This window comes from Bradyrhizobium zhengyangense (assembly GCF_022012435.1).
In the GTDB taxonomy this organism is placed as follows: Bacteria; Pseudomonadota; Alphaproteobacteria; order Rhizobiales; family Xanthobacteraceae; genus Bradyrhizobium; species Bradyrhizobium zhengyangense.
In genome coordinates, this window is record NZ_JAKLUA010000008.1 from 302,502 (window position 1) to 320,876 (window position 18,375).

Below are 18,375 nucleotides of genomic sequence, written 5' to 3' on the forward strand. Positions count from 1 at the left end.
ACGACAGTGGAGTGTGGAGCGAGCGCTATCGCTCCACACGTCTCTCGTCACCCATACACAAACGCCTTGTCATCCAGATCCGTCTTCGGGATCTCGTCCTTCTCGGTCCAGTAATCCTGGCTATGCTGCCATTCCGGCTTGTCGCCGCGCTTGGGCAGCAGGTTCATGTTGCGCATGATGTAGCCGGGATTGAAATTCTCAGGATCAATCCAAGGCAGGATCGGCATGTTGTGATCTTCGGGCCGCAGCTTGACCTCGACCTTCTTCGCCCCCTTCGCCTTCATGTGACCGAGCAGGCGGCAAACGAAATCGGCGACGAGATCGACGCGCAAGGTCCAGCTCGCGCGGAAATAGCCGAACACCCAGACCATGTTAGGCACGCCTGTGAACATCATGCCGCGATAGGTGACGGTATCGCCGAAGGCGAGAGGCTTGCCGTCGATCTCGAAGGCGATGTCGCCGAGCGCGGAGAGATTGAAGCCCGTCGCAGTGACGATGACGTCAGCCTCGAGCAGCTTCCCGGACTTGAGCTGGATGCCGTTCTCAACGAAGCACTCGATCTCGTCGGTCACTACCGAGGCCCTGCCGCTGGCGATGCCCTTGAACAAATCGGCATCGGGCACGAAGGCAATGCGCTGCCGCCACGGGCGGTAGCTCGGTGTGAAATGCGTCTCGACGTCGTAGTCCGGACCGAGCACCGCGCTGATCTGGCCGATCAGCTCCTTCTTCACCTGCTCGGGCTTCGCCAGGCAGAGCTTTGTGAACGCATCCTGCTCGAACAGGATCTTGCGGCGGACGATCTCGTGGATCCAGGCTTCATCGATCTGGAGCCGACGCAGCTCCTCGGCGATCTCGATCGCGTTGCGCCCCAGGCGGAAATAGGTCGGCGAGCGCTGCAGCATGGTGACATGCGCGCATTCGTCCGCGATGTTCGGCACCAGCGTCGCAGCCGTCGCGCCAGAACCGATCACGACGACCTTCTTATCTTTAAGGTCGATATCGTCAGGCCAGGTCTGCGGATGGACGATGCGGCCCTTGAAGCGGTCCATACCCTTCCATTCCGGCGTGTAGCCTTCCGAATGACGATAATAGCCCTGGCACATCCAGAGGAAGTTGGCGGTGAAGAACTTCGTCTCGCCGGTGTCGGTCGTCGCCGCCTCGATGGTCCAGAGATTCTGCTCGCTCGACCAGCTCGCCGAGATGATCTTGTGCCCGTAGCGGATGTGGCGGGCGATATCGTTGTCGTCGATCACCTCGTTCATATAGGCGAGGATTTCATCGGCGGTCGCGATCGGCGGCCCGACCCAGGGCTTGAAGCTGTAGCCGAAGGTGTGGAGATCGCTGTCCGAGCGAATGCCGGGATAACGATGCGTAGACCAGGTGCCGCCGAACGTCGCCTGCGTTTCCAGGATGACGTAGCTCGTGCCAGGCAACTGCTTTTCGATGTGATAGGCGCTGCCGATGCCGGAGATGCCGGCGCCGACGATCAGCACGTCGAAATGTTCTGAGGCCTGCTTGGTCGTGGCGTGATTGCGAACAGCGACATTCATTGTTGCTTCTATGCCTTGTCTTTTTCTGGCCGCCCTTGATCGGCGACGCGTTTCCTTAGCGATGGGCATCGTCGCTCATCGCGCCTCCCTTGCAAAATGACATAGATCAAGTCGCGATCAAACTACAACGCCGCGCCCCAGCTCCGCGCTGTCTGCAGGATCCAGTCGCGATAGAGCGTCAGCGGCGTGACGCCGGTCAATCCGCCGCAGCCCGCGGCATTATTCGGCCCTGTCGACCAGCTGATGACGCCGACGAGCACGGCACCGTTCGGCTTGTCCTCGAACATGGGACCACCGGAATCGCCGGTGCAGGCGCCGATTCCGTCGCGAACACCGTTGGTTACGGGATCGACCAGACGGATCTGGAACGTGCCGGGCTGGCCGGTAACAACAAGGCCGGCGACGCGAATCGTGCCGCCGCTCTTGCCATCGCCGCGCACGGTGACGCCGATACCGGCGATGGTGAAGCGGCTGCCGACCTGTATTGGAATATTCGGCATGCCGACCGGCACCGTCGATTTTCCCTTCAGTGGAATTTCCAGCTGTAGCAATGCCACGTCGGCGGTGGCGCGATGCGCCAACATCGCCTGCATGTTGAAGCTCGGATGGATTGCAACGGTCCGCACGTTCAGCAGTTGCGGCTGACCGTCCGCGCCACGTTCGACGATCTTGTAATCCGCGCCGGGCTGCACGCAGTGCGCGACCGTCAGCACAAGCTGAGGGGCGATCAAGGTGCCGGTACAAAAATTACCGCGCGAGCCGACGATGGTGACGACCGCGCGCGCAACGCCGTCCGTCTGCGGTGTGCCGCCGCCGACGATCGCATGAGCTGGCGTCGTAAGCAGCAGCGTGGCTATGGCGAGAGTGGCAAGCTTCTTCATGGAACAGGCTCTGACATCGGCAGGACTGGTCCTTGCCGATAGCGCATGCTAGCCGTCTTGGAAAGCAATTGACGAGGGCAGGATAGTGGCGATCGAGGCGGTGATCTTTGATTTTGGCGGCGTGCTGACGAGCTCGCCATTCGAGGCGTTTTCGCGGTTCGAGACGGAGCGTGGACTGCCCGCCGACATTATCCGGCGCACCAACGCCGCCAACCATTTGGAAAATGCCTGGGCCAAGTTCGAGCGCGCCGAGGTCGACATCGAGACATTCGATCAATTGTTTGCCGCAGAATCACGGGCGCTCGGCGCCGAAGTGCGCGGCCGCGACGTGCTGCCGCTGCTCCAGGGCGATCTGCGCCCCGAGATGGTCAAGGCGCTAAAGTCCATCAAGGCCAAGTTCAAGACCGGCTGCATCACCAACAACCTTCCGGCCAATGCCATCGGCAGCATGACCGGGCGTTCGCTCTACGTCGCGGAGGTGATGGTGCTGTTCGATCATGTCATCGAATCCGCCAAGATCGGACTGCGCAAGCCTGATCCGCGCATTTACCAGCTGATGGTCGAGACGCTGAAGGTCGACCCAAAGAGATGCGTCTATCTCGACGATCTCGGCGTCAACCTGAAGCCCGCGCGCGAGATGGGCATGACCACGATCAAGGTGGCTAGTGGCGCGCAGGCGATCGCGGAGCTCGAGGCCGCGACGGGGATGAAGCTCGGGTAGTCTATCAACCTCGTCATTGCGAGCGCAGCGAAGCAATCCAGACTATCTCCGCGGAAAGATTCCGGATTGCTTCGCTGCGCTCGCAATGACGGGTGCGGCGAGACATCGCCTGAATAGTGCCTACTCTGCCGCGACGGCGATGCGTTCCGGAAATGCCGCCGCCAGCGAGGCGCGATCGGGCCTCAATACGCCACGCTCGGTGATCAGGCCCGTCACGAGCCGCGCCGGGGTCACGTCGAAGGCGTAGTTCGCGACAGGCGATCCTTCTGGCACGATGCGCACGGTCTCCAGCCGACCGTCGGCGGTACGGCCGGTCATGTCGGTGACCTCCGTGCCACTGCGCTGCTCGATCGGAATGTCCCTGATGCCGTCGTCGACCGCAAAATCGATCGTCGGTGACGGCAGCGCGACATAGAACGGAACGTTGTTGTCTTGCGCCGCGAGCGCCTTCAGATAGGTGCCGATCTTGTTGCAGACGTCGCCATTGGCAGCGACGCGGTCGGTGCCGACGATAGCGAGATCGACCATGCCGTGCTGCATCAGATGGCCGCCGGTGTTGTCGGGAATTACGGTGTGCGGAACGCCGTGATGGCCGAGCTCCCACGCCGTCAGCGAGGCGCCCTGGTTGCGCGGGCGGGTCTCGTCGACCCAGACATGGATCTTGATGCCGCGCTCATGCGCGAGATAGATCGGCGCGGTCGCCGTGCCCCAGTCGACGGTGGCAAGCCAACCGGCATTGCAATGGGTCAGCACGTTGACGGTCTCGCCCGGCTTCTTCTTGGCCACGATCGCTTCGATCAGCTTCAGGCCGTTGCCGGCGATGCCACGATTGATCTCGACGTCCTGTTCGACGATCTCATCGGCGCGCGCATAGGCCGCTTCCGCACGTTCGAGCGGATCGATCGGCGCGAGCGTCGCGCGCATCTCGTCCAGCGCCCATTTCAGGTTGATCGCTGTCGGTCGTGCCACGACTAGCGTCTCATAGGCCCGTTTCAAGCCCGCGTCGGAGGCGTCCTCGCGCATCGCCAACGCCATGCCGTAAGCGGCGGTAGCGCCGATCAGCGGCGCGCCGCGCACCAACATGTCGCTGATCGCGACCGCCGCGTCCTCGCACGATACTAAGCGCGCAACGACGAACTCATGCGGCAACCGCCGCTGATCGATTGCACCGACCGACCAGCCGTCGCGCTCACGCCAGATACTGCGGAAATGCTTGCCGTCGACCTTCATGGCGTTCTACCCTTTCGTTATTCTTGCGTCTTAACCGCGCAGGATGCGCCCGGCCACCGCATCGAGCTTCTTCAAAAGCTCGGGATCGCGTGCCTCGGGCGCGGTGATCAGCGCGGTGTCGAGCGCGCGGTCCGATCCGATTGGACACGGCTCATGCTCGCGCGGAAACTCCTTGGCCAGCCGCGCCACCAGCGCCTTGGCCTTGTCGGCGTTGGACGTCAGCACGCGGATGATGTCCTGCACGGTGACGGCGTCGTGATCGGGATGCCAGCAATCGAAATCCGTCACCATCGCCACGGTCGCGTAACAAATCTCGGCCTCGCGAGCGAGCTTTGCTTCAGGCATGTTGGTCATGCCGATCACGGAATAGCCCAGCGTCTTGTAAGTCATGCTCTCCGCATAAGTGGAGAATTGCGGCCCCTCCATGCAGACATAAGTGCCGCCGCGCGCGACCGCGATGCCCTCGGCCTCGGCCGCCGCGGCGAGATGAATCCGCAGCCGCGGCGATACCGGATGCGCCATCGAGACATGCGCAACGCAACCCTTGCCGAAGAACGAGCTCTCGCGCTTGTGGGTACGGTCGACAAACTGGTCGACCAAAACGAAGGTGCCGGGCGGCATCTCCTCCTTGAAGGAACCGCAGGCCGAGAGTGAGATCAGATCGGTGACACCGGCGCGCTTCAACACGTCGATGTTGGCGCGGTAGTTAATGTCGGAAGGCGAGAGACGGTGACCCTTGTCGTGCCGCGGAAGAAATACGATCGGCAGGCCGGCGATAGTCCCGCGCCGCACCGGAGCCGACGGCTCTCCCCAGGGACTCCTGATCACCTCTTCGTGCGCGCCCTCGAGACCCGGCAAATCGTAGATGCCGGAGCCGCCGATGATGCCCAATACCGCCTGCGTCACGCCTGCTCACCCCTGTCCGCCACGTGCGACATGGTTAAGCTATGCCAGTTTTGCGGCGGATTTGGAACGGGGGGTAGTGGGGAGGCGGATGCCGGTGTCGTGAGGCGCTTGCCCCTCACTCGGTGTCGTCGTGGCAAACGCCAGACGACCCCGGAGTATGATCAAGCCGCGTTTGCGGGCTGCAACTGCGCCGCGACCATGCGTTCCAGTGTCTCGACGGACTGGAAGTTCTCCGGCGTGATCTCGGTCTGCGGAATGGTGAAATCGAACTCCGCTTCGACGCCCAGCATCAGATTGACCATATCCATCGAGGTCAGGCCGGCATCGACGAGCTTCGTCGACGGCGTGACGTCAGCGCTGAGCGAGTTCTGCTCGAGAATGCCCTTCACCAGCTTGATAATGCGGTTACGCACGTCGGTGTCGAAGGCCTGCATGGTTAAAATTCCCGTCTTTCCAAAATCGATCGAGCCGTCGCCCGGTACGATGGGCGCGACGGGCCGATCTCACAATGGGCGTGACCATTACTTCGCGTTTCTTAGTAAACGATGACTCAGATTGTCTGGAATTCGCCCTTCTTCCAGAACCCTAACGTGATCATCGAAAATCAGACGTTGCAAACAACCGGACCTTAACTGTTCGTCCCGAATTGCAGTTCGTTTACCCTCTATTTCATCGACGAATTTGAATTAAATCCGTAGCCTCGTCTCACAAGCAAAGATGGTCGGGGGATCTCCTTCAACGGCATCGCGAATGATGCCGGCGATCCCGAACGACGAAGAGGAGGCGGACGAGTATGAACGTGCGTGAAGCAGTCCAGACTTTCGATGAAGCGCAGCCGAGCCCTCTCGAGCACGGCCCCTCCTTGATCGAGCGCGCGGCGCGCACCGCCAGCGTGGCCGCGGCTGAGGCCGACGGCGTCGATCGCGACGCCAGCTTCCCCCACAAGGCTTTCGAAGCCGCGCGTGAGCAAAGGCTGCTCGGCGTCATGATCCCGGTCGAGTTCGGCGGCTTCGGCGCCTCGATCCACGACGTCACCGACATCTGCTACACGCTCGGGCGCGCCTGCGCCTCGACTGCGATGATCTACGCCATGCATCAGACCAAGGTCGCCTGCATCATCAGGCACGGCCACGGTATCCCCTGGATGGAAACCATGATGCGCCGGGTCGCCCGCGACCAGTGGCTGCTCGCCTCTTCCACCACCGAAGGCCAGAACGGCGGCAACATTCGCGCCAGCGCGGCCGCGGTCGACCACGCCGGCGACACCGTCTCGCTGGTACGCGACGCCACCGTGATCTCCTACGGCGCTCAGGCCGACGGCCTCGTCACCATCGCCCGCCGTGCCACCGAGGCCGCCGCCTCCGACCAGGTGCTGCTGGCGTTAGCCAAGGACGATTATTCGCTGAAGCAGACGCAGGGCTGGGAAACGCTGGGCATGCGCGGCACCTGCTCGACCGGTTTCGAGCTCAAGGTCGACTGCCCCGCCGATCGCGTCTTCCCGGAAGCTTATGACAAGATTCACGCACAGACCATGACGCCGTTTGCGCATTTGTGCTGGTCGTCAACCTGGGCCGGCATTGCAGCCGCCTCGGTCACGCGTGCGCAGGCCTTCGTCCGCAAGGCCGCTCGCAACTCCGGTGGCCAAATGCCGCCGGCCGCAGCGCACTTCACCGCTGCAAAGATGTCTCTGGCCAAGCTGCGGGCCTTGATCGCTGCCAACCTCGACGCTTTTGCTCGCGCCGAGCATGACGAGCGCGCGCTCAGCTCACTCGACTTCCAGTCTTCGATCACGTTGTTGAAGGTGCAGGCCTCCGAGCTCGCGGTCGAGACCGTGATGCATGCGATGCGCACTGCGGGCCTCGCCGGCTACCGCAACGACGGCGAGTTCACCATGGGCCGCCATCTGCGCGACGTGCTGTCGTCGCCGATCATGATCAACAACGACCGTATCCTGGCCAACGCCGCCACCGCTACCTTGATGAGCGGCATTCCGACAAGCCTTCGCGACTAAATCAACAAGAACAATTTTCAGATAGCAGGACACCATCCCATGAACATTGCCGTCCTCCCCGATTCGCCCGAGACCGCGCCTCAGATCGTCGATCCGCTCGATCATCTCGCCGACAAGCTGTTCCACCGCATGGGCTCGGACGGCGTCTATGCGCGCACTGCGCTCTATGAGGGCATCGTCGAGAAGCTCGCAGCGCTGATCACCAGCCATCGCGAAGCCGGCACCGAGGTGATGCGCTTTCCGCCGGTGATGAGCCGCGCCCAGCTGGAAAAGTCCGGCTACCTCAAGAGCTTTCCGAACCTGCTCGGTTGCGTCTGCGGCCTGCACGGCACCGAACGCGAGATCAACGCTGCGGTGAGCCGCTTCGATACCGGCGGCGATTGGACTTCGTCGCTCTCGCCCGCGGACCTCGTGCTGTCGCCCGCCGCTTGCTATCCCGTCTACCCGATCGCGGCGAGCCGCGGCCAGCTGCCGAAGGGTGGCCTGCGCTTCGACGTCGCAGCCGATTGCTTCCGCCGCGAGCCGTCAAAGCATCTCGATCGGCTGCAATCGTTCCGGATGCGCGAATATGTCTGCATCGGCACGCCCGATGATGTCGCCGATTTCCGCGAGCGCTGGATGGTGCGCGCGCAGAAGATCGCGACCGATCTCGGCCTCTCCTTCCGCGTCGACTATGCCAGCGATCCCTTCTTCGGCCGCGTCGGCCAGATGAAGGCTGTGAGCCAGAAGCAGCAGCAGCTCAAGTTCGAGCTCCTGATCCCGCTGCGGTCGGAAGAGCAGCCGACTGCCTGCATGAGCTTCAACTATCACCGCGAACATTTCGGCACGACCTGGGGGATCCAGGACGCCAATGGCGAGCCCGCCCACACCGGCTGCGTCGCCTTCGGCATGGATCGCCTGGCCGTCGCCATGTTTCACACCCACGGCACCGATCTTTCCGCCTGGCCCGCCAAGGTGCGGGAGATGCTGGGCCTGCAGCCGGAAATCGCGGCGAATGCTCACGGCGAAGGCTGGCGATAAGGCAAGAGGCTGATCATTTCTACGGGCAAGACGAGCGTGATCCATACCAAGGTCCGATGTCGCGAAATCACCGAGTCCGATGTCGAAGGCATCGCGGACTTGCTGACGCGCGGCTTCGTCGGCCGCTCGCGCAATTACTGGATCCAGGGCCTGCGCCGGCAGGCCTTCCGGCCGGTGCCGGACGGCTATCCGCGCTTCGGCTACATGCTCGACAATGACGGCGAACCGGTCGGCGTGCTGCTGCTGATCTACACCGCGCGCAAGGATGGCGATGAGACCGCCATCCATTGCAACCTGTCGAGCTGGTATGTCGAGCCGGCCTATCGCAATTACGCGCCGCTGCTGACGAAGATCGCGCAGCGGCACAAGCACGTCACCTATCTCAACATCAGCCCGGCGCCGTGGACCTGGCCGATCGTCGAGACGCAGGGCTTTCGCGCCTATTGCCGCGGCATCTTCATCTCGGTGCCCGCACTGTCGCGCGCGCCGCGCTGGAGCAAGATCGAGGTCATCTCCCAGCATACCAAGGCGATCGAGGGGCTCTCCGAAACCGAGACCGAGCTGTTGACACGGCATGCGCGCTACAATTGCCTCAGCCTGGTCTGCCGCACGCCGAAGGGCGTGTTCCCATTCATCCTGCAACCGGTGCGCATCCGCCGTGGTTTCATCGCACCGCCGGTGATGCAGCTGATCTATTGCCGCAGCGCCGCCGAATACGCAGCCTGCGCCGGCCGCATCGGCCGGCTGCTGCTGCGGCTCGGCAAGGTCTCGGTGATCGTCGATTCCAACGAGCCCATCCCCGGCCTCGTCGGTATTTATACCGAGCGCCGTGGCCGCAAATATTTCAAGGGCCCGCATCGCCCGCGGCTGGCCGATCTCACCGATACGGAACTCGTGCTGTACGGGCCGTAGGCGCACTACGCGCTTGCGACACCACGATTTGTCGTGCGGTCTGAGATCCTCACTCTCTGCATCAGTGGTCACCCTCCGTAAACTACGGCGCTTAAGGGAATTTTCCCGCCTCTTCGTTACGGTCAGAGGCTGAATTACGTTGCGTTAAGTCTATTGCCACCGAGATCCCGCTGATCCCATGATTTCGACCCGCGACAACGAGCTCGGTGCACGCCGCGAGCAAGGCCAACAGGGCCTGTTGTCGCTGAGCCAGCTTGCGCTCGACGGCATGGAACAGGGCGTCTGCGTCTACGATGCCGACAACCGGATCTTGCTGGTCAATCGCCGGTATATCGAGCTGTTCGACATGTCGCCCGACATCGTCCGGCTCGGAACGAGTTACCGCGATGTCCTCGCCCACAGCGTGGCGCGCGGCAATATCCCGGCGAATGAGCTCGACGCGCTCTATGCTTCGCGGATCGCCTTGATCGCGGCCGGCGAGCCGTTCCAGACCCGGCAGACGCTGGCAAGCGGCCTTGTCATCACGCTCGAACTGAAGCCGCTCCCCGGCGGCGGCTGGATGACGATCTGCGACGATGTCAGCCGCCTCGCCCGCCTCGAAGCCGAGTTGCGCCTTCAGACCGAGCGCAGCGAGCACGCGCTCGCGAACATGTCTCACGGCCTCATCATGTTTGACGCCGATAGCCGCCTCGTCGTCTGCAACGAACGTTTCCTGCAACTCTACGACCTCGACCCCAACGTCCTGAAACCAGGTATCACGCACACCGAGGCGATCGACCTTTGGCTCGCGCGCGGAAACCGAACGGGCATGTCGGGAGACGAATTCCGCGATGCACGGATCAACGATGTCCTGACCCGCAACCCAAAGACCGTCTTGGTCACGCGCCACGACGGCCGGAAGATACAGGCCGTGTCGCGGTTCATGCCCGACGGCGGTTGGGTGACGCTGCATGAGGATGTTAACGAGCGGCTGCAATATGAGGAGATGCTGAAACAGCAAAACCTCATGCTCGATGCCGCGCTCGAGAACATGGCGCATGGGCTCGCATTCTACGACAGCGACATGCGCCTGCGCGTCTGCAACTCCACCTATCAGAAGATCTACCGGTTGTCGCCGGAGGAGAGCAAGCCGGGCACGCATCTCTCCGAGCTGATCGAACGGTCGATCGCGAACGGCGCCTTCGCATCCGAATACAGCCCGCAGCAGATCCTGGAGGCCGCGCGCGCCCGGATCGAAAACAACGATTCCTCGCCGATGCGCCGGCGCATGACCAACGACACGATCATCTCGGTGCGCTATTGCGCGTTGCCCGAGGGCGGCTTCGTCGCCACCTATGAGGACATCACCGAGCGCGAACACGCGGTCGAGGAACTCAGCGAGCAATATCGTCGCTTCGACGCCGCGCTGAACAACATGAGCCAGGGCCTGTGCATGCTCGATGCGAGCCTGCACGTGATCGTCTGCAACCGCCGCTATATCGAGATGTACGGCCTGTCGCCCGACATCGTGAAGCCGGGCATCTCGATGCGCGAGATCATGGAGCACAGCTGCGATCTCGGCATCCATCCGAACACGACCGCCGCCAAGCTCTACGCCGACTATGTCGAGCGGCTGCGCGAGGGCGAGCACACGCTGCACCGCCATCTGAGCGACGGCCGCATCATCAAGCTCAACCACAAGCGGATGGAGCACGGTGGCTGGGTCGTCACCTATGAGGACGTCACCGAGCGCCACAAGGCCCAGGCGCGCGTCGCGCACATGGCACGGCACGACTCCCTGACGGATCTGCCGAACCGCACGCTGTTCCGCGAGAAGATGGGCGAAGGGCTGAACCAGGTCGCGATCGCCGGCGGGTCCATGGCGGTGCTGTGCTTCGACCTCGACAATTTCAAGACCGTCAACGACCGGCTTGGCCACGCCGCCGGCGACCGGCTGCTGCGCTGGGTCGCGGCGCGGCTGAAGGAGAATGTCGGCGAGCACGACACCGTCGCCCGCCTCGGCGGCGACGAGTTCGCCGTACTCCAGCGCGGGCCGCAGCCGCAATCGGCGGAGCGGCTGGCACGGCGTCTGGTCGAGATCATCGGCCACCCGCCGCCACTGGAAAGCCAGTCGATCCATGTCGGCGCCTCCGTCGGCATCGCGATTGCGCCCGATCACGGCCTCGATGCCGACGAGCTGATGAAATGCGCCGATCTCGCGCTGTACCAGGCCAAGGCCAAGGGGCGCGGCGCCTTTCAGCTGTTCGAACCCCGGATGGAGGAAGAGGCGCGCAGCCGGCACGCGCTCGAGCACGATCTGCGCGGCGCGCTGGAGGGCAACCAATTCCATCTGGTGTTCCAGCCGCAGGTGCGGCTCGACACCACCGAGCTCACCGGCTTCGAGGCGCTGCTGCGCTGGAAACATCCCTCGCGCGGCTTCATCTCGCCGGCTGAGTTCATTCCGATCGCCGAGGAGAACGGCCTGATCGTTCCGATCGGCGAATGGGTGCTGCGCACCGCCTGCGCCACAGCCGCCTCATGGCCTGACGTCACGGTCGCGGTGAACCTCTCCCCCGTGCAATTCCACTCGCGCGGATTGGTGTCGATGGTGACGAGCGCGCTTGCGGAAGCCGGCCTGCCGCCGCAGCGACTGGAGCTCGAGGTCACCGAGACGGCGCTGCTCGACGACAGCGAAGCCACGATCGAGATGCTGCACCAGCTCCGCGCGCTCGGCGTACGCGTCAGCCTGGATGATTTCGGTGTCGGCTATTCCTCGCTCAGCTATTTGCGCAAGTTTCCATTCGACCGCATCAAGATCGACCGCTCCTTCGTCGGCACGCTCGGCGAAAGCCCGGAGAGCGTCGCGATCGTCCGCACCATCGCGAGCCTCGGCTCCGTGCTCGGTGTCGAGACCACGGCGGAAGGCGTCGAGACGATCGAACAGCTCGACTTCGTCCGCGAATGCGGCTGCACCGCGGTGCAGGGCTATTATTTCGGCAAGCCATGCCCGGCGGCCGAGGTGGGGCTCACCATCGAGACGCTGAACGCGGTTCGCCGCGTGGCGTGAGCCTCCTCTCTCGCGAACCTCCGCGAAAACAACCCCATGCACAGTAGAACGGGCGTTGATTTCACAGGAGAAAATCTCTGAGATCGTGGGCACGGCGCAAGGGCGCCTTTGCCGACCCTGCGAGACCTCAGCTGGCCGCGGGCAGCGCGCTGTCCGGCGGCGCGCTCCAGGGACGGTCGGCTGAGGCGAGGCCGATCAGGCGGCCCTGGATGTAGTCGCAACCCCAGTCGCGCAACATGGCGGCGGCCTCCTCGTCCTGCACCCATTCGGCCACGGTCTTGATGTCGAGGCGGCGGGCAAGGTCGATCAGGGTCTGCACGAAGGCGCGGTCGTCGGCGGAATGGTTGATGTTCTGCACGAAGGCGCCATCGATCTTCACGATATCCACGCCGAGCTTGCGTAAGTTGCGGAACGAGGTGTAACCGGCGCCGAAATCGTCGATGGCGATGCGGCTGCCGAAATTCTTGAGCCGGCTGACGAAGGCGCGGACGTCGTCGATATCCTGGATCGCGACCGTCTCGGTGATCTCCACGATCAGCCGCTCGGCAACGCCGGGATGCGCGCGCATCAGCGATTCGATTCCGGCCCACCAGTCGGGATCCATCGTGGTATCGGGCGAGATGTTCAGGCTGAGCCTGACATCGGGCGCGGCCGCAAGCTCGGCGACCACGAGCTCGAGCACGCGGTGGTCGACCAGGCGGATCAGGCCGAGCCGCTCGGCGACCGGCACGATGTCGGGTGCGAGCAGCACCTGGCCGTCGCCCTGGTCCATCCGCACCAGGCATTCGTGGAATGCGCCCTCGCGCGTGGCGGCCGACACGACCGGCTCGTAAGCGAGCTTGATGCGGCGCTCGTTCAGCGCGGTGACGATCTCATCGGTGACACGGATGTTGACGCGGCGCTGCGCATCGCGGGTCGCATCCGGGCGCCAGGCCGCGAACGCACCGGCGCGGCGACGCTTGGCGGCGTCGAGCGTCTCATGGGCACGATTGATCGCCTCGTCGGTGTTGCGGGCATAGCGCGGCAGGCTGACGGCGCCGATCGAGACGGTGACCGAGACCGGACCTGACTTGGTAGGCACCACCTCGTCACGGACGCCGGCGAGAAAGCGCTCGGCGGCGACGTTCATGTCGTCGACGGTGCAGTTCTTCAGGATCAGGCCGAACTTGTTGCCCGAGAAGCGGCCGAGCACGTCGCCGCCGCGCAAGCGCGTGCGGATCCGCTTGGCGACATCGAGGATCACGGCATCGGCCACATCGAAGCCGAAGGCGTCGTTGACGCGGGCGAGATGATCGATGCCGACCAGCATGAAGGCCGCGGTCGAGCGGAAACGGCTCGTCTCCTCGATTGCTTCGGCCAGCGCCGCGATCAGATGCAAACGGTTGAGCTCGCCCGTCAGTGGATCGAGCCGGGCAAGCCTCGCCAATTCCTCGTCGCGGGCATGCCGCTCGTTGTTGATACGGACGGAGCCGATCGCGCGCGTCGGGCGACCGTCGGCGCCGGCGAACCAGCGGCCGGTCTCCTCGATCCAGACCACCGGATCGGAAGCGCTCATGCGCACGCCATATTCGACCCGGTAGGGCGTGCCGTCAGCGCCGTGCACGGCGGACGTTTGCGCCAGCGCGGCGGCCCGCAAGCCTTGCGCAGGCTCGATCAGCTTGGCGAACTCGGCGCCGGTGGCGAGCCGCTCGGCGGGAATGCCGGGGAAGATGGCGCCGACCTGCTCACCCCAGACGATCGCGTCGCTGGCGAGATCCCAGACGAACACGGCCTGGCCGAGGGCGGCGAGGATTTCGGAGGCTTGCGGCAATGCGGGGGTCAAAAGCGCCTCGTTTCGGGACAGCGGGGAGTCCTGAGCCGGCACAGGATACGGCCAGATTCGTCTCCGACCCTAGGCAAAGTTCATAAACAATTTGGAAACCACGTTTCCGACGCCCGCGGAACGGAATAGGCTCGGCCGGCATAGCCCTTGCGAGACCATCATATGCACCGGCGCCTGCGTCCCAAAACGGGCCAGTTCAACCGGATCAGCGGTGTTGCGATGGTGAATTGGGATCAGATCGAAGAAACAACGCGGGAAGCGAGTACCGCGCTGGTCCCGCTCACGCCGGTCTTGCAGCTGGTCCGCAAGGTGAAGCTGACGCGCCCCGATCCGAGCTTCGTCACCCAGCTGATCGCCAATGCCGAGCACCTGCCCCAGGCGAGCCGGCTGCGCCGCGGCTCGTCCGAGGACGCTCGCACGGCCTATCGCAGCAAGCTCCCGCTTCCCAGCGTCAGCTCACGCACGCGTCAGGTGGCGTAGCGCCGCTCAGCGCGGTTCTTCGGGCGAGGACGGCGTGCCGTTGCCCGGCTGCAAATGCGGTGAGGGAATTTCCGGCGACGGCGCGATGCCCGGCTTCGGTGCGGGATGATCCATCAAGACGGATTCGGCCACCGATTGCGCCGAGGGTGCGGGCCGCTCAGGCTGCGGTGCCGGCGCGGGATCGAGCTTCGGCTCGAACGTTGACGCTGGCGGCGGCGCCTCGGCCTGACGCTTGGCCTTGCGCGGCACTGTCACCGTCTCCGTGGCCACATAGGCAATGCGGCGGCGTGTGCGTTGCGCGATACCGCCGAGGAAATCGGCCATCGAGAGCAGCACCAGAAGAAAAAAGGTCGAGTTGCCGAATTTCGGCCACATCACGAATTCGGCCGCGGCGGCGCCGAAGATGATCAGCGACAGCAGATGATCCATGAGGAATTTCGCGCCGGGCCGCGCGCCCTTGACCACTTCGAGCAGCAGCAGCAGCACGCCGAGCGCCAGCAGCAGATCGGCCAGCGTGACCGGCCAGGCCACGCCCGTGATCATCGGCACCTTGAACAGCACGTCCGAGAAGGACACGCTGGGCATCAGGAAGGCGATGATGTTGTAGACCGCAAGCGGAATCAGAAGCAGCGGGAAACCGACCATCGGCAATGCGCCTTCTCGATCAAGATGTCCGGGCAGGACAACGCGGCGGCGAAGCATCCGCTCCGCCGCCGTTACTGTCATATCTCATGGTTCGGCCGAAATCAGGCGGGTCACGTCATCCTGATTGAGGATAACCCTGCCTGAGAAGAGTCCTTAGGACTCTTTCTTCTTCAGGACCTGACGGCCCTTGTACATGCCGGTCTTGAGGTCGAGATGGTGCGGACGACGGAGCTCACCGGAGTCCTTGTCTTCCACGTAGGTCGGCTTCTTGATGGCGTCTGCCGAGCGGCGCATGCCACGGCGCGACGGCGAAGTTTTACGTCTCGGAACGGCCATTTCAATATCCTCTAGGGATTGGTGTTCATCCGGGCATCGTCCGCGAGGGGACGGCTCAGCACCCGCAATACGAGGCGAGCTGAATGCCGATCAAGGCCGGGCTTATAGAGGAAGGCTGGCCGTAAAGCTAGGGTTCAGGAGCGGAAAATGCGCCCAAAAAGGGCCCGAAATCAGCGATTTTCCCGCCAGCAGGTCAAAAGCGAAGACGCCTGCGCCCTGGCCACATAGGTCCCGGCCAGCCGCCTGACGCCCGGCCCCGGGGCCCTGGCGCTGCGTTTGACCGGATTCGGCAGGATCGAGGCCAGAAGGGCCGCCTCCCGGGGGGAGAGGTTTGCGGCCGACTTGCCGAAAGCATAGGCGCTGCCGGTCTCCGCCCCGAACTGGCCCTGGGGCCCGAGCTCGGCGATGTTGAGGTAAATTTCCAGGATCCGGTGCTTGGGCAGGACGAAATCGATCCAGAGCGCCAGCGGAAACTCCAGCGCCTTGCGGACGAAATCCCGCCCCTGCCAGAGGAACAGGTTTTTCGCCACCTGCTGGGTGATCGTGGAGGCGCCGCGGAAGGCGGTGCCGTCCTCCTGCGCATCGTTGATCGCCTCGCGCAGCGCGCCCCAATCGATGCCGTGATGCTTGCAGAAATGGGCATCCTCGGCCGCCACCACCGAGCGCGGCAGGTAAGGCGACATCTCGGCCAGATCGATCCATTCGCGATGCATCGGCGCGCCCGTCAGCGAGCGCCAGGCCATCAGCGTCGAAACCGGGTGACCGGTGCGGTAGAACGGCGCGACCACATAGGGCGCGAGAGCCACGATCGCGAGCGCTACCAGCAGGATTTTGACGATGCGCAATTCGGCCTTTCCGGCGGGAAATGAAACGCGGTCACGGATCCCGGCATTAAGTCTGTGATAATTCGGGCCTTTTCCAGCACTTTTTAGGCCTTCCAAACGATTGACTGGAACGGGCGCATAAAGGATTGTCCGCCGAATTTTTAGTTCTGGAGCCTTTCTTGATGACCGGCACGTCCCCGTCCGATTTCGCCAAGCGTCTGGACAAGACCGCTGATGACACCGAAGCCTTGCTCGGGCGTTTGCTGTCGGACGACATCCTGCACGATGAGATCGCCCGCCCCAAGCGGCTGATGGACGCCATGCGCTATTCGAGCCTCAACGGCGGCAAGCGCCTGCGGCCGTTCCTGGTGGTCGAAAGTGCGGCCGTGTTCGGCGTTCCCCGCGAGGCGGCTCTGCTCGTCGGCGCAGCGCTGGAATGCATCCATTGCTATTCGCTGATCCATGACGATCTGCCGGCGATGGACAATTCGGACCTGCGCCGCGGCCGGCCCACCCTGCACAAGCAGACCGATGACGCGACCGCGATCCTCGCCGGCGACGGCTTGCTGACGATCGCCTTCGACATCATCACCCGCGACGAGGTGCATCGCGACGCCAATGTGCGACTGCTGCTGACGCGCGCGCTGGCGCGTTGCGCGGGCATCGGCGGCATGGTCGGCGGCCAGATTCTCGACCTCGCCGGCGAAGGCCGCTTTGGCGGCAACGAGCCGATCGACGTCGCCCGTATTCAGCAGATGAAGACCGGCGCGCTGCTCCGCTATGGCTGCATCGCCGGCGCGCTGCTCGGCCAGGCTTCGGTGCAGGAATATCAGGCGCTCGACGATTACGGCCGCGCACTCGGTGAAGCCTTCCAGATCGCCGACGATCTGCTCGACGTCGAAGGCGATGCGGCCGCGCTCGGCAAGCCGGCCGGCGCCGATGCCGCGCTCGGCAAGACCACCTTCGTGACCCAGCTCGGCATCGACGGCGCCAAGCAGCGCGTGCGCGATCTGCTGGCCCGCGCCGACAGCGCCATCTCGATCTTCGGCGACCGCGCCACCGTGCTGCAAGCCGCCGCGCACTTCGTCGCCGAGCGGAAGAACTGACGATCTTCGCCTCTCCCCGCAAGCGGGGCGAGGGAGCAGACCGCCGCTGCGGCGGTAGCGAGAGAGCCATCACCGATCATGGCCACTGACAAAGAAGATCCCGTCCTCGCCCGCTTCCGCCAGATGTCGCGGCCGATGCGGCTGATCTACGCGCGACCGCGGACCTTCATCTCGCTTGCCGTCGGCGTCCTCGTCTGCCTGCTCATTCCCGGTTCGTACCGGCTGGTGACGCGGCTGCTATTCGGCTGGGATGCGCTGATCGCGGTCTATCTCGTGCTGGTCTACACGATGATGCTGTGCAACGACCACCAGCACATCCGCCGCGGCGCCGCGATGCAGGACGACGGCCGCTTCGTCATCCTGCTGGTGACGGCGATCGGCGCGTTCGCGAGCATCGCTGCGATCGTCGCCGAGCTCGGCGTCCATCGCGGCGCCACAGAGCTGACCATCGCAATCACCACGATTGTGCTGTCCTGGGCGGCCGTACACACCACCTTCGCGCTGCACTACGCGCATGACTATTATCGCGCTCCGGTGGGCGGATTGCAGTTTCCGAGCGGCGACAAGGAAGACCACGCCGACTATTGGGACTTCGTCTATTTCTCGTTCGTGATCGGCATGACTGCGCAGGTCTCCGACGTCGGCATCACCGACAAGACCATCCGGCGCACCGCCACGGCGCATGGCATCGTGTCTTTCATCTACAACACGGCCCTGCTGGCGCTGACGGTGAACATCGCAGCGAGCGCGATCGCGAACTAAAGCGCGATGAAATTAGGTTTGGTCGGCGGTCCCGTGTTTCACCTCTCCCCAACGGGGAGAGGTCGGATTGCACAGGCGCGCAATTGCGCGCCTGTGCAATCCGGGTGAGGGGCCCCGGCGCAC

General features: G+C 63.9%; 17 protein-coding genes. 8 read left to right on the plus strand and 9 right to left on the minus strand.

Annotated features, from left to right (window positions below; all coding sequences use genetic code 11):
- Positions 1-47: 47 nt before the first annotated feature.
- Together L6637_RS25135 and L6637_RS25140 are read right to left on the minus strand one after the other, a co-directional pair.
- Positions 48-1,550 (minus strand): flavin-containing monooxygenase, encoded by a 1,503-nt coding sequence (locus L6637_RS25135; protein WP_237872341.1) that lies wholly within the window; start codon positions 1,548-1,550, stop codon positions 48-50.
- Between the two features lie 122 nt (positions 1,551-1,672).
- Positions 1,673-2,431, minus strand: coding sequence for a S1 family peptidase (locus L6637_RS25140; RefSeq protein WP_237860359.1), 759 nt, complete (start codon positions 2,429-2,431; stop codon positions 1,673-1,675).
- 85 nt (positions 2,432-2,516) lie between these two features.
- Between L6637_RS25140 and L6637_RS25145 the strand changes: the two genes are divergently transcribed.
- Positions 2,517-3,152 (plus strand): HAD-IA family hydrolase, encoded by a 636-nt coding sequence (locus L6637_RS25145; RefSeq protein ID WP_237860361.1) that lies wholly within the window; start codon positions 2,517-2,519, stop codon positions 3,150-3,152.
- A 120-nt stretch (positions 3,153-3,272) separates the two neighbouring features.
- Here L6637_RS25145 and mtnA read toward each other — a convergent pair whose 3' ends face one another.
- The 3 genes from mtnA to L6637_RS25160 all read right to left on the minus strand — a co-directional run bounded on the left by mtnA (position 3,273) and on the right by L6637_RS25160 (position 5,722).
- Positions 3,273-4,382, minus strand: a complete 1,110-nt coding sequence (mtnA, locus tag L6637_RS25150; RefSeq protein ID WP_237860363.1) for an S-methyl-5-thioribose-1-phosphate isomerase — start codon at positions 4,380-4,382, stop codon at positions 3,273-3,275.
- A 30-nt stretch (positions 4,383-4,412) separates the two neighbouring features.
- Positions 4,413-5,288, minus strand: a complete 876-nt coding sequence (locus L6637_RS25155; protein ID WP_237872343.1) for an S-methyl-5'-thioadenosine phosphorylase — start codon at positions 5,286-5,288, stop codon at positions 4,413-4,415.
- A gap of 161 nt (positions 5,289-5,449) precedes the next feature.
- Positions 5,450-5,722 (minus strand): phosphopantetheine-binding protein, encoded by a 273-nt coding sequence (locus L6637_RS25160; protein WP_237860369.1) that lies wholly within the window; start codon positions 5,720-5,722, stop codon positions 5,450-5,452.
- 359 nt (positions 5,723-6,081) lie between these two features.
- Between L6637_RS25160 and L6637_RS25165 the strand changes: the two genes are divergently transcribed.
- The 4 genes from L6637_RS25165 to L6637_RS25180 all read left to right on the plus strand — a co-directional run bounded on the left by L6637_RS25165 (position 6,082) and on the right by L6637_RS25180 (position 12,277).
- Positions 6,082-7,299, plus strand: a complete 1,218-nt coding sequence (locus tag L6637_RS25165) for an acyl-CoA dehydrogenase family protein (protein WP_237860371.1) — start codon at positions 6,082-6,084, stop codon at positions 7,297-7,299.
- Positions 7,300-7,338: 39 nt separating this feature from the next.
- The gene (locus L6637_RS25170) at positions 7,339-8,319 is read left to right on the plus strand and encodes an amino acid--[acyl-carrier-protein] ligase (protein ID WP_237860373.1); all 981 of its coding nucleotides are present in this window, start codon (positions 7,339-7,341) and stop codon (positions 8,317-8,319) included.
- A 36-nt stretch (positions 8,320-8,355) separates the two neighbouring features.
- The gene (locus tag L6637_RS25175; protein ID WP_237860375.1) at positions 8,356-9,231 is read left to right on the plus strand and encodes an acyl-CoA acyltransferase; all 876 of its coding nucleotides are present in this window, start codon (positions 8,356-8,358) and stop codon (positions 9,229-9,231) included.
- 178 nt (positions 9,232-9,409) lie between these two features.
- Complete coding sequence (locus L6637_RS25180) at positions 9,410-12,277, plus strand: PAS-domain containing protein (RefSeq protein WP_237872345.1); 2,868 nt, start codon at positions 9,410-9,412, stop codon at positions 12,275-12,277.
- Between the two features lie 127 nt (positions 12,278-12,404).
- Here the strand turns inward: L6637_RS25180 and L6637_RS25185 are convergent, their stop codons facing one another.
- Positions 12,405-14,099, minus strand: a complete 1,695-nt coding sequence (locus tag L6637_RS25185) for a putative bifunctional diguanylate cyclase/phosphodiesterase (RefSeq protein WP_237872347.1) — start codon at positions 14,097-14,099, stop codon at positions 12,405-12,407.
- A 219-nt stretch (positions 14,100-14,318) separates the two neighbouring features.
- Between L6637_RS25185 and L6637_RS25190 the strand changes: the two genes are divergently transcribed.
- The gene (locus tag L6637_RS25190) at positions 14,319-14,579 is read left to right on the plus strand and encodes a hypothetical protein (protein WP_237872364.1); all 261 of its coding nucleotides are present in this window, start codon (positions 14,319-14,321) and stop codon (positions 14,577-14,579) included.
- 6 nt (positions 14,580-14,585) lie between these two features.
- Here the strand turns inward: L6637_RS25190 and L6637_RS25195 are convergent, their stop codons facing one another.
- From L6637_RS25195 to mtgA, 3 genes are all read right to left on the minus strand, one after another.
- Positions 14,586-15,224 carry a hypothetical protein gene (locus L6637_RS25195; protein WP_237872349.1) on the minus strand — a complete coding sequence of 213 codons (639 nt, stop codon included), beginning with the start codon at positions 15,222-15,224 and terminating at the stop codon, positions 14,586-14,588.
- A 153-nt stretch (positions 15,225-15,377) separates the two neighbouring features.
- Positions 15,378-15,560: a 50S ribosomal protein L32 gene (rpmF, locus tag L6637_RS25200; protein WP_007598106.1), complete on the minus strand. Its 183-nt coding sequence runs from the start codon at positions 15,558-15,560 to the stop codon at positions 15,378-15,380.
- Positions 15,561-15,730: 170 nt separating this feature from the next.
- On the minus strand, positions 15,731-16,405 hold the full coding sequence (mtgA, locus tag L6637_RS25205; RefSeq protein ID WP_237860380.1) for a monofunctional biosynthetic peptidoglycan transglycosylase: 675 nt from the start codon (positions 16,403-16,405) through the stop codon (positions 15,731-15,733).
- Between the two features lie 161 nt (positions 16,406-16,566).
- On the opposite strand from mtgA, the gene L6637_RS25210 reads away from it, so the two are divergent.
- On the plus strand, positions 16,567-17,490 hold the full coding sequence (locus L6637_RS25210; RefSeq protein WP_237860382.1) for a polyprenyl synthetase family protein: 924 nt from the start codon (positions 16,567-16,569) through the stop codon (positions 17,488-17,490).
- Positions 17,491-17,568: 78 nt separating this feature from the next.
- Positions 17,569-18,252, plus strand: coding sequence for a DUF1345 domain-containing protein (locus L6637_RS25215; RefSeq protein WP_237860384.1), 684 nt, complete (start codon positions 17,569-17,571; stop codon positions 18,250-18,252).
- The last annotated feature ends 123 nt before the right edge of the window (positions 18,253-18,375 follow it).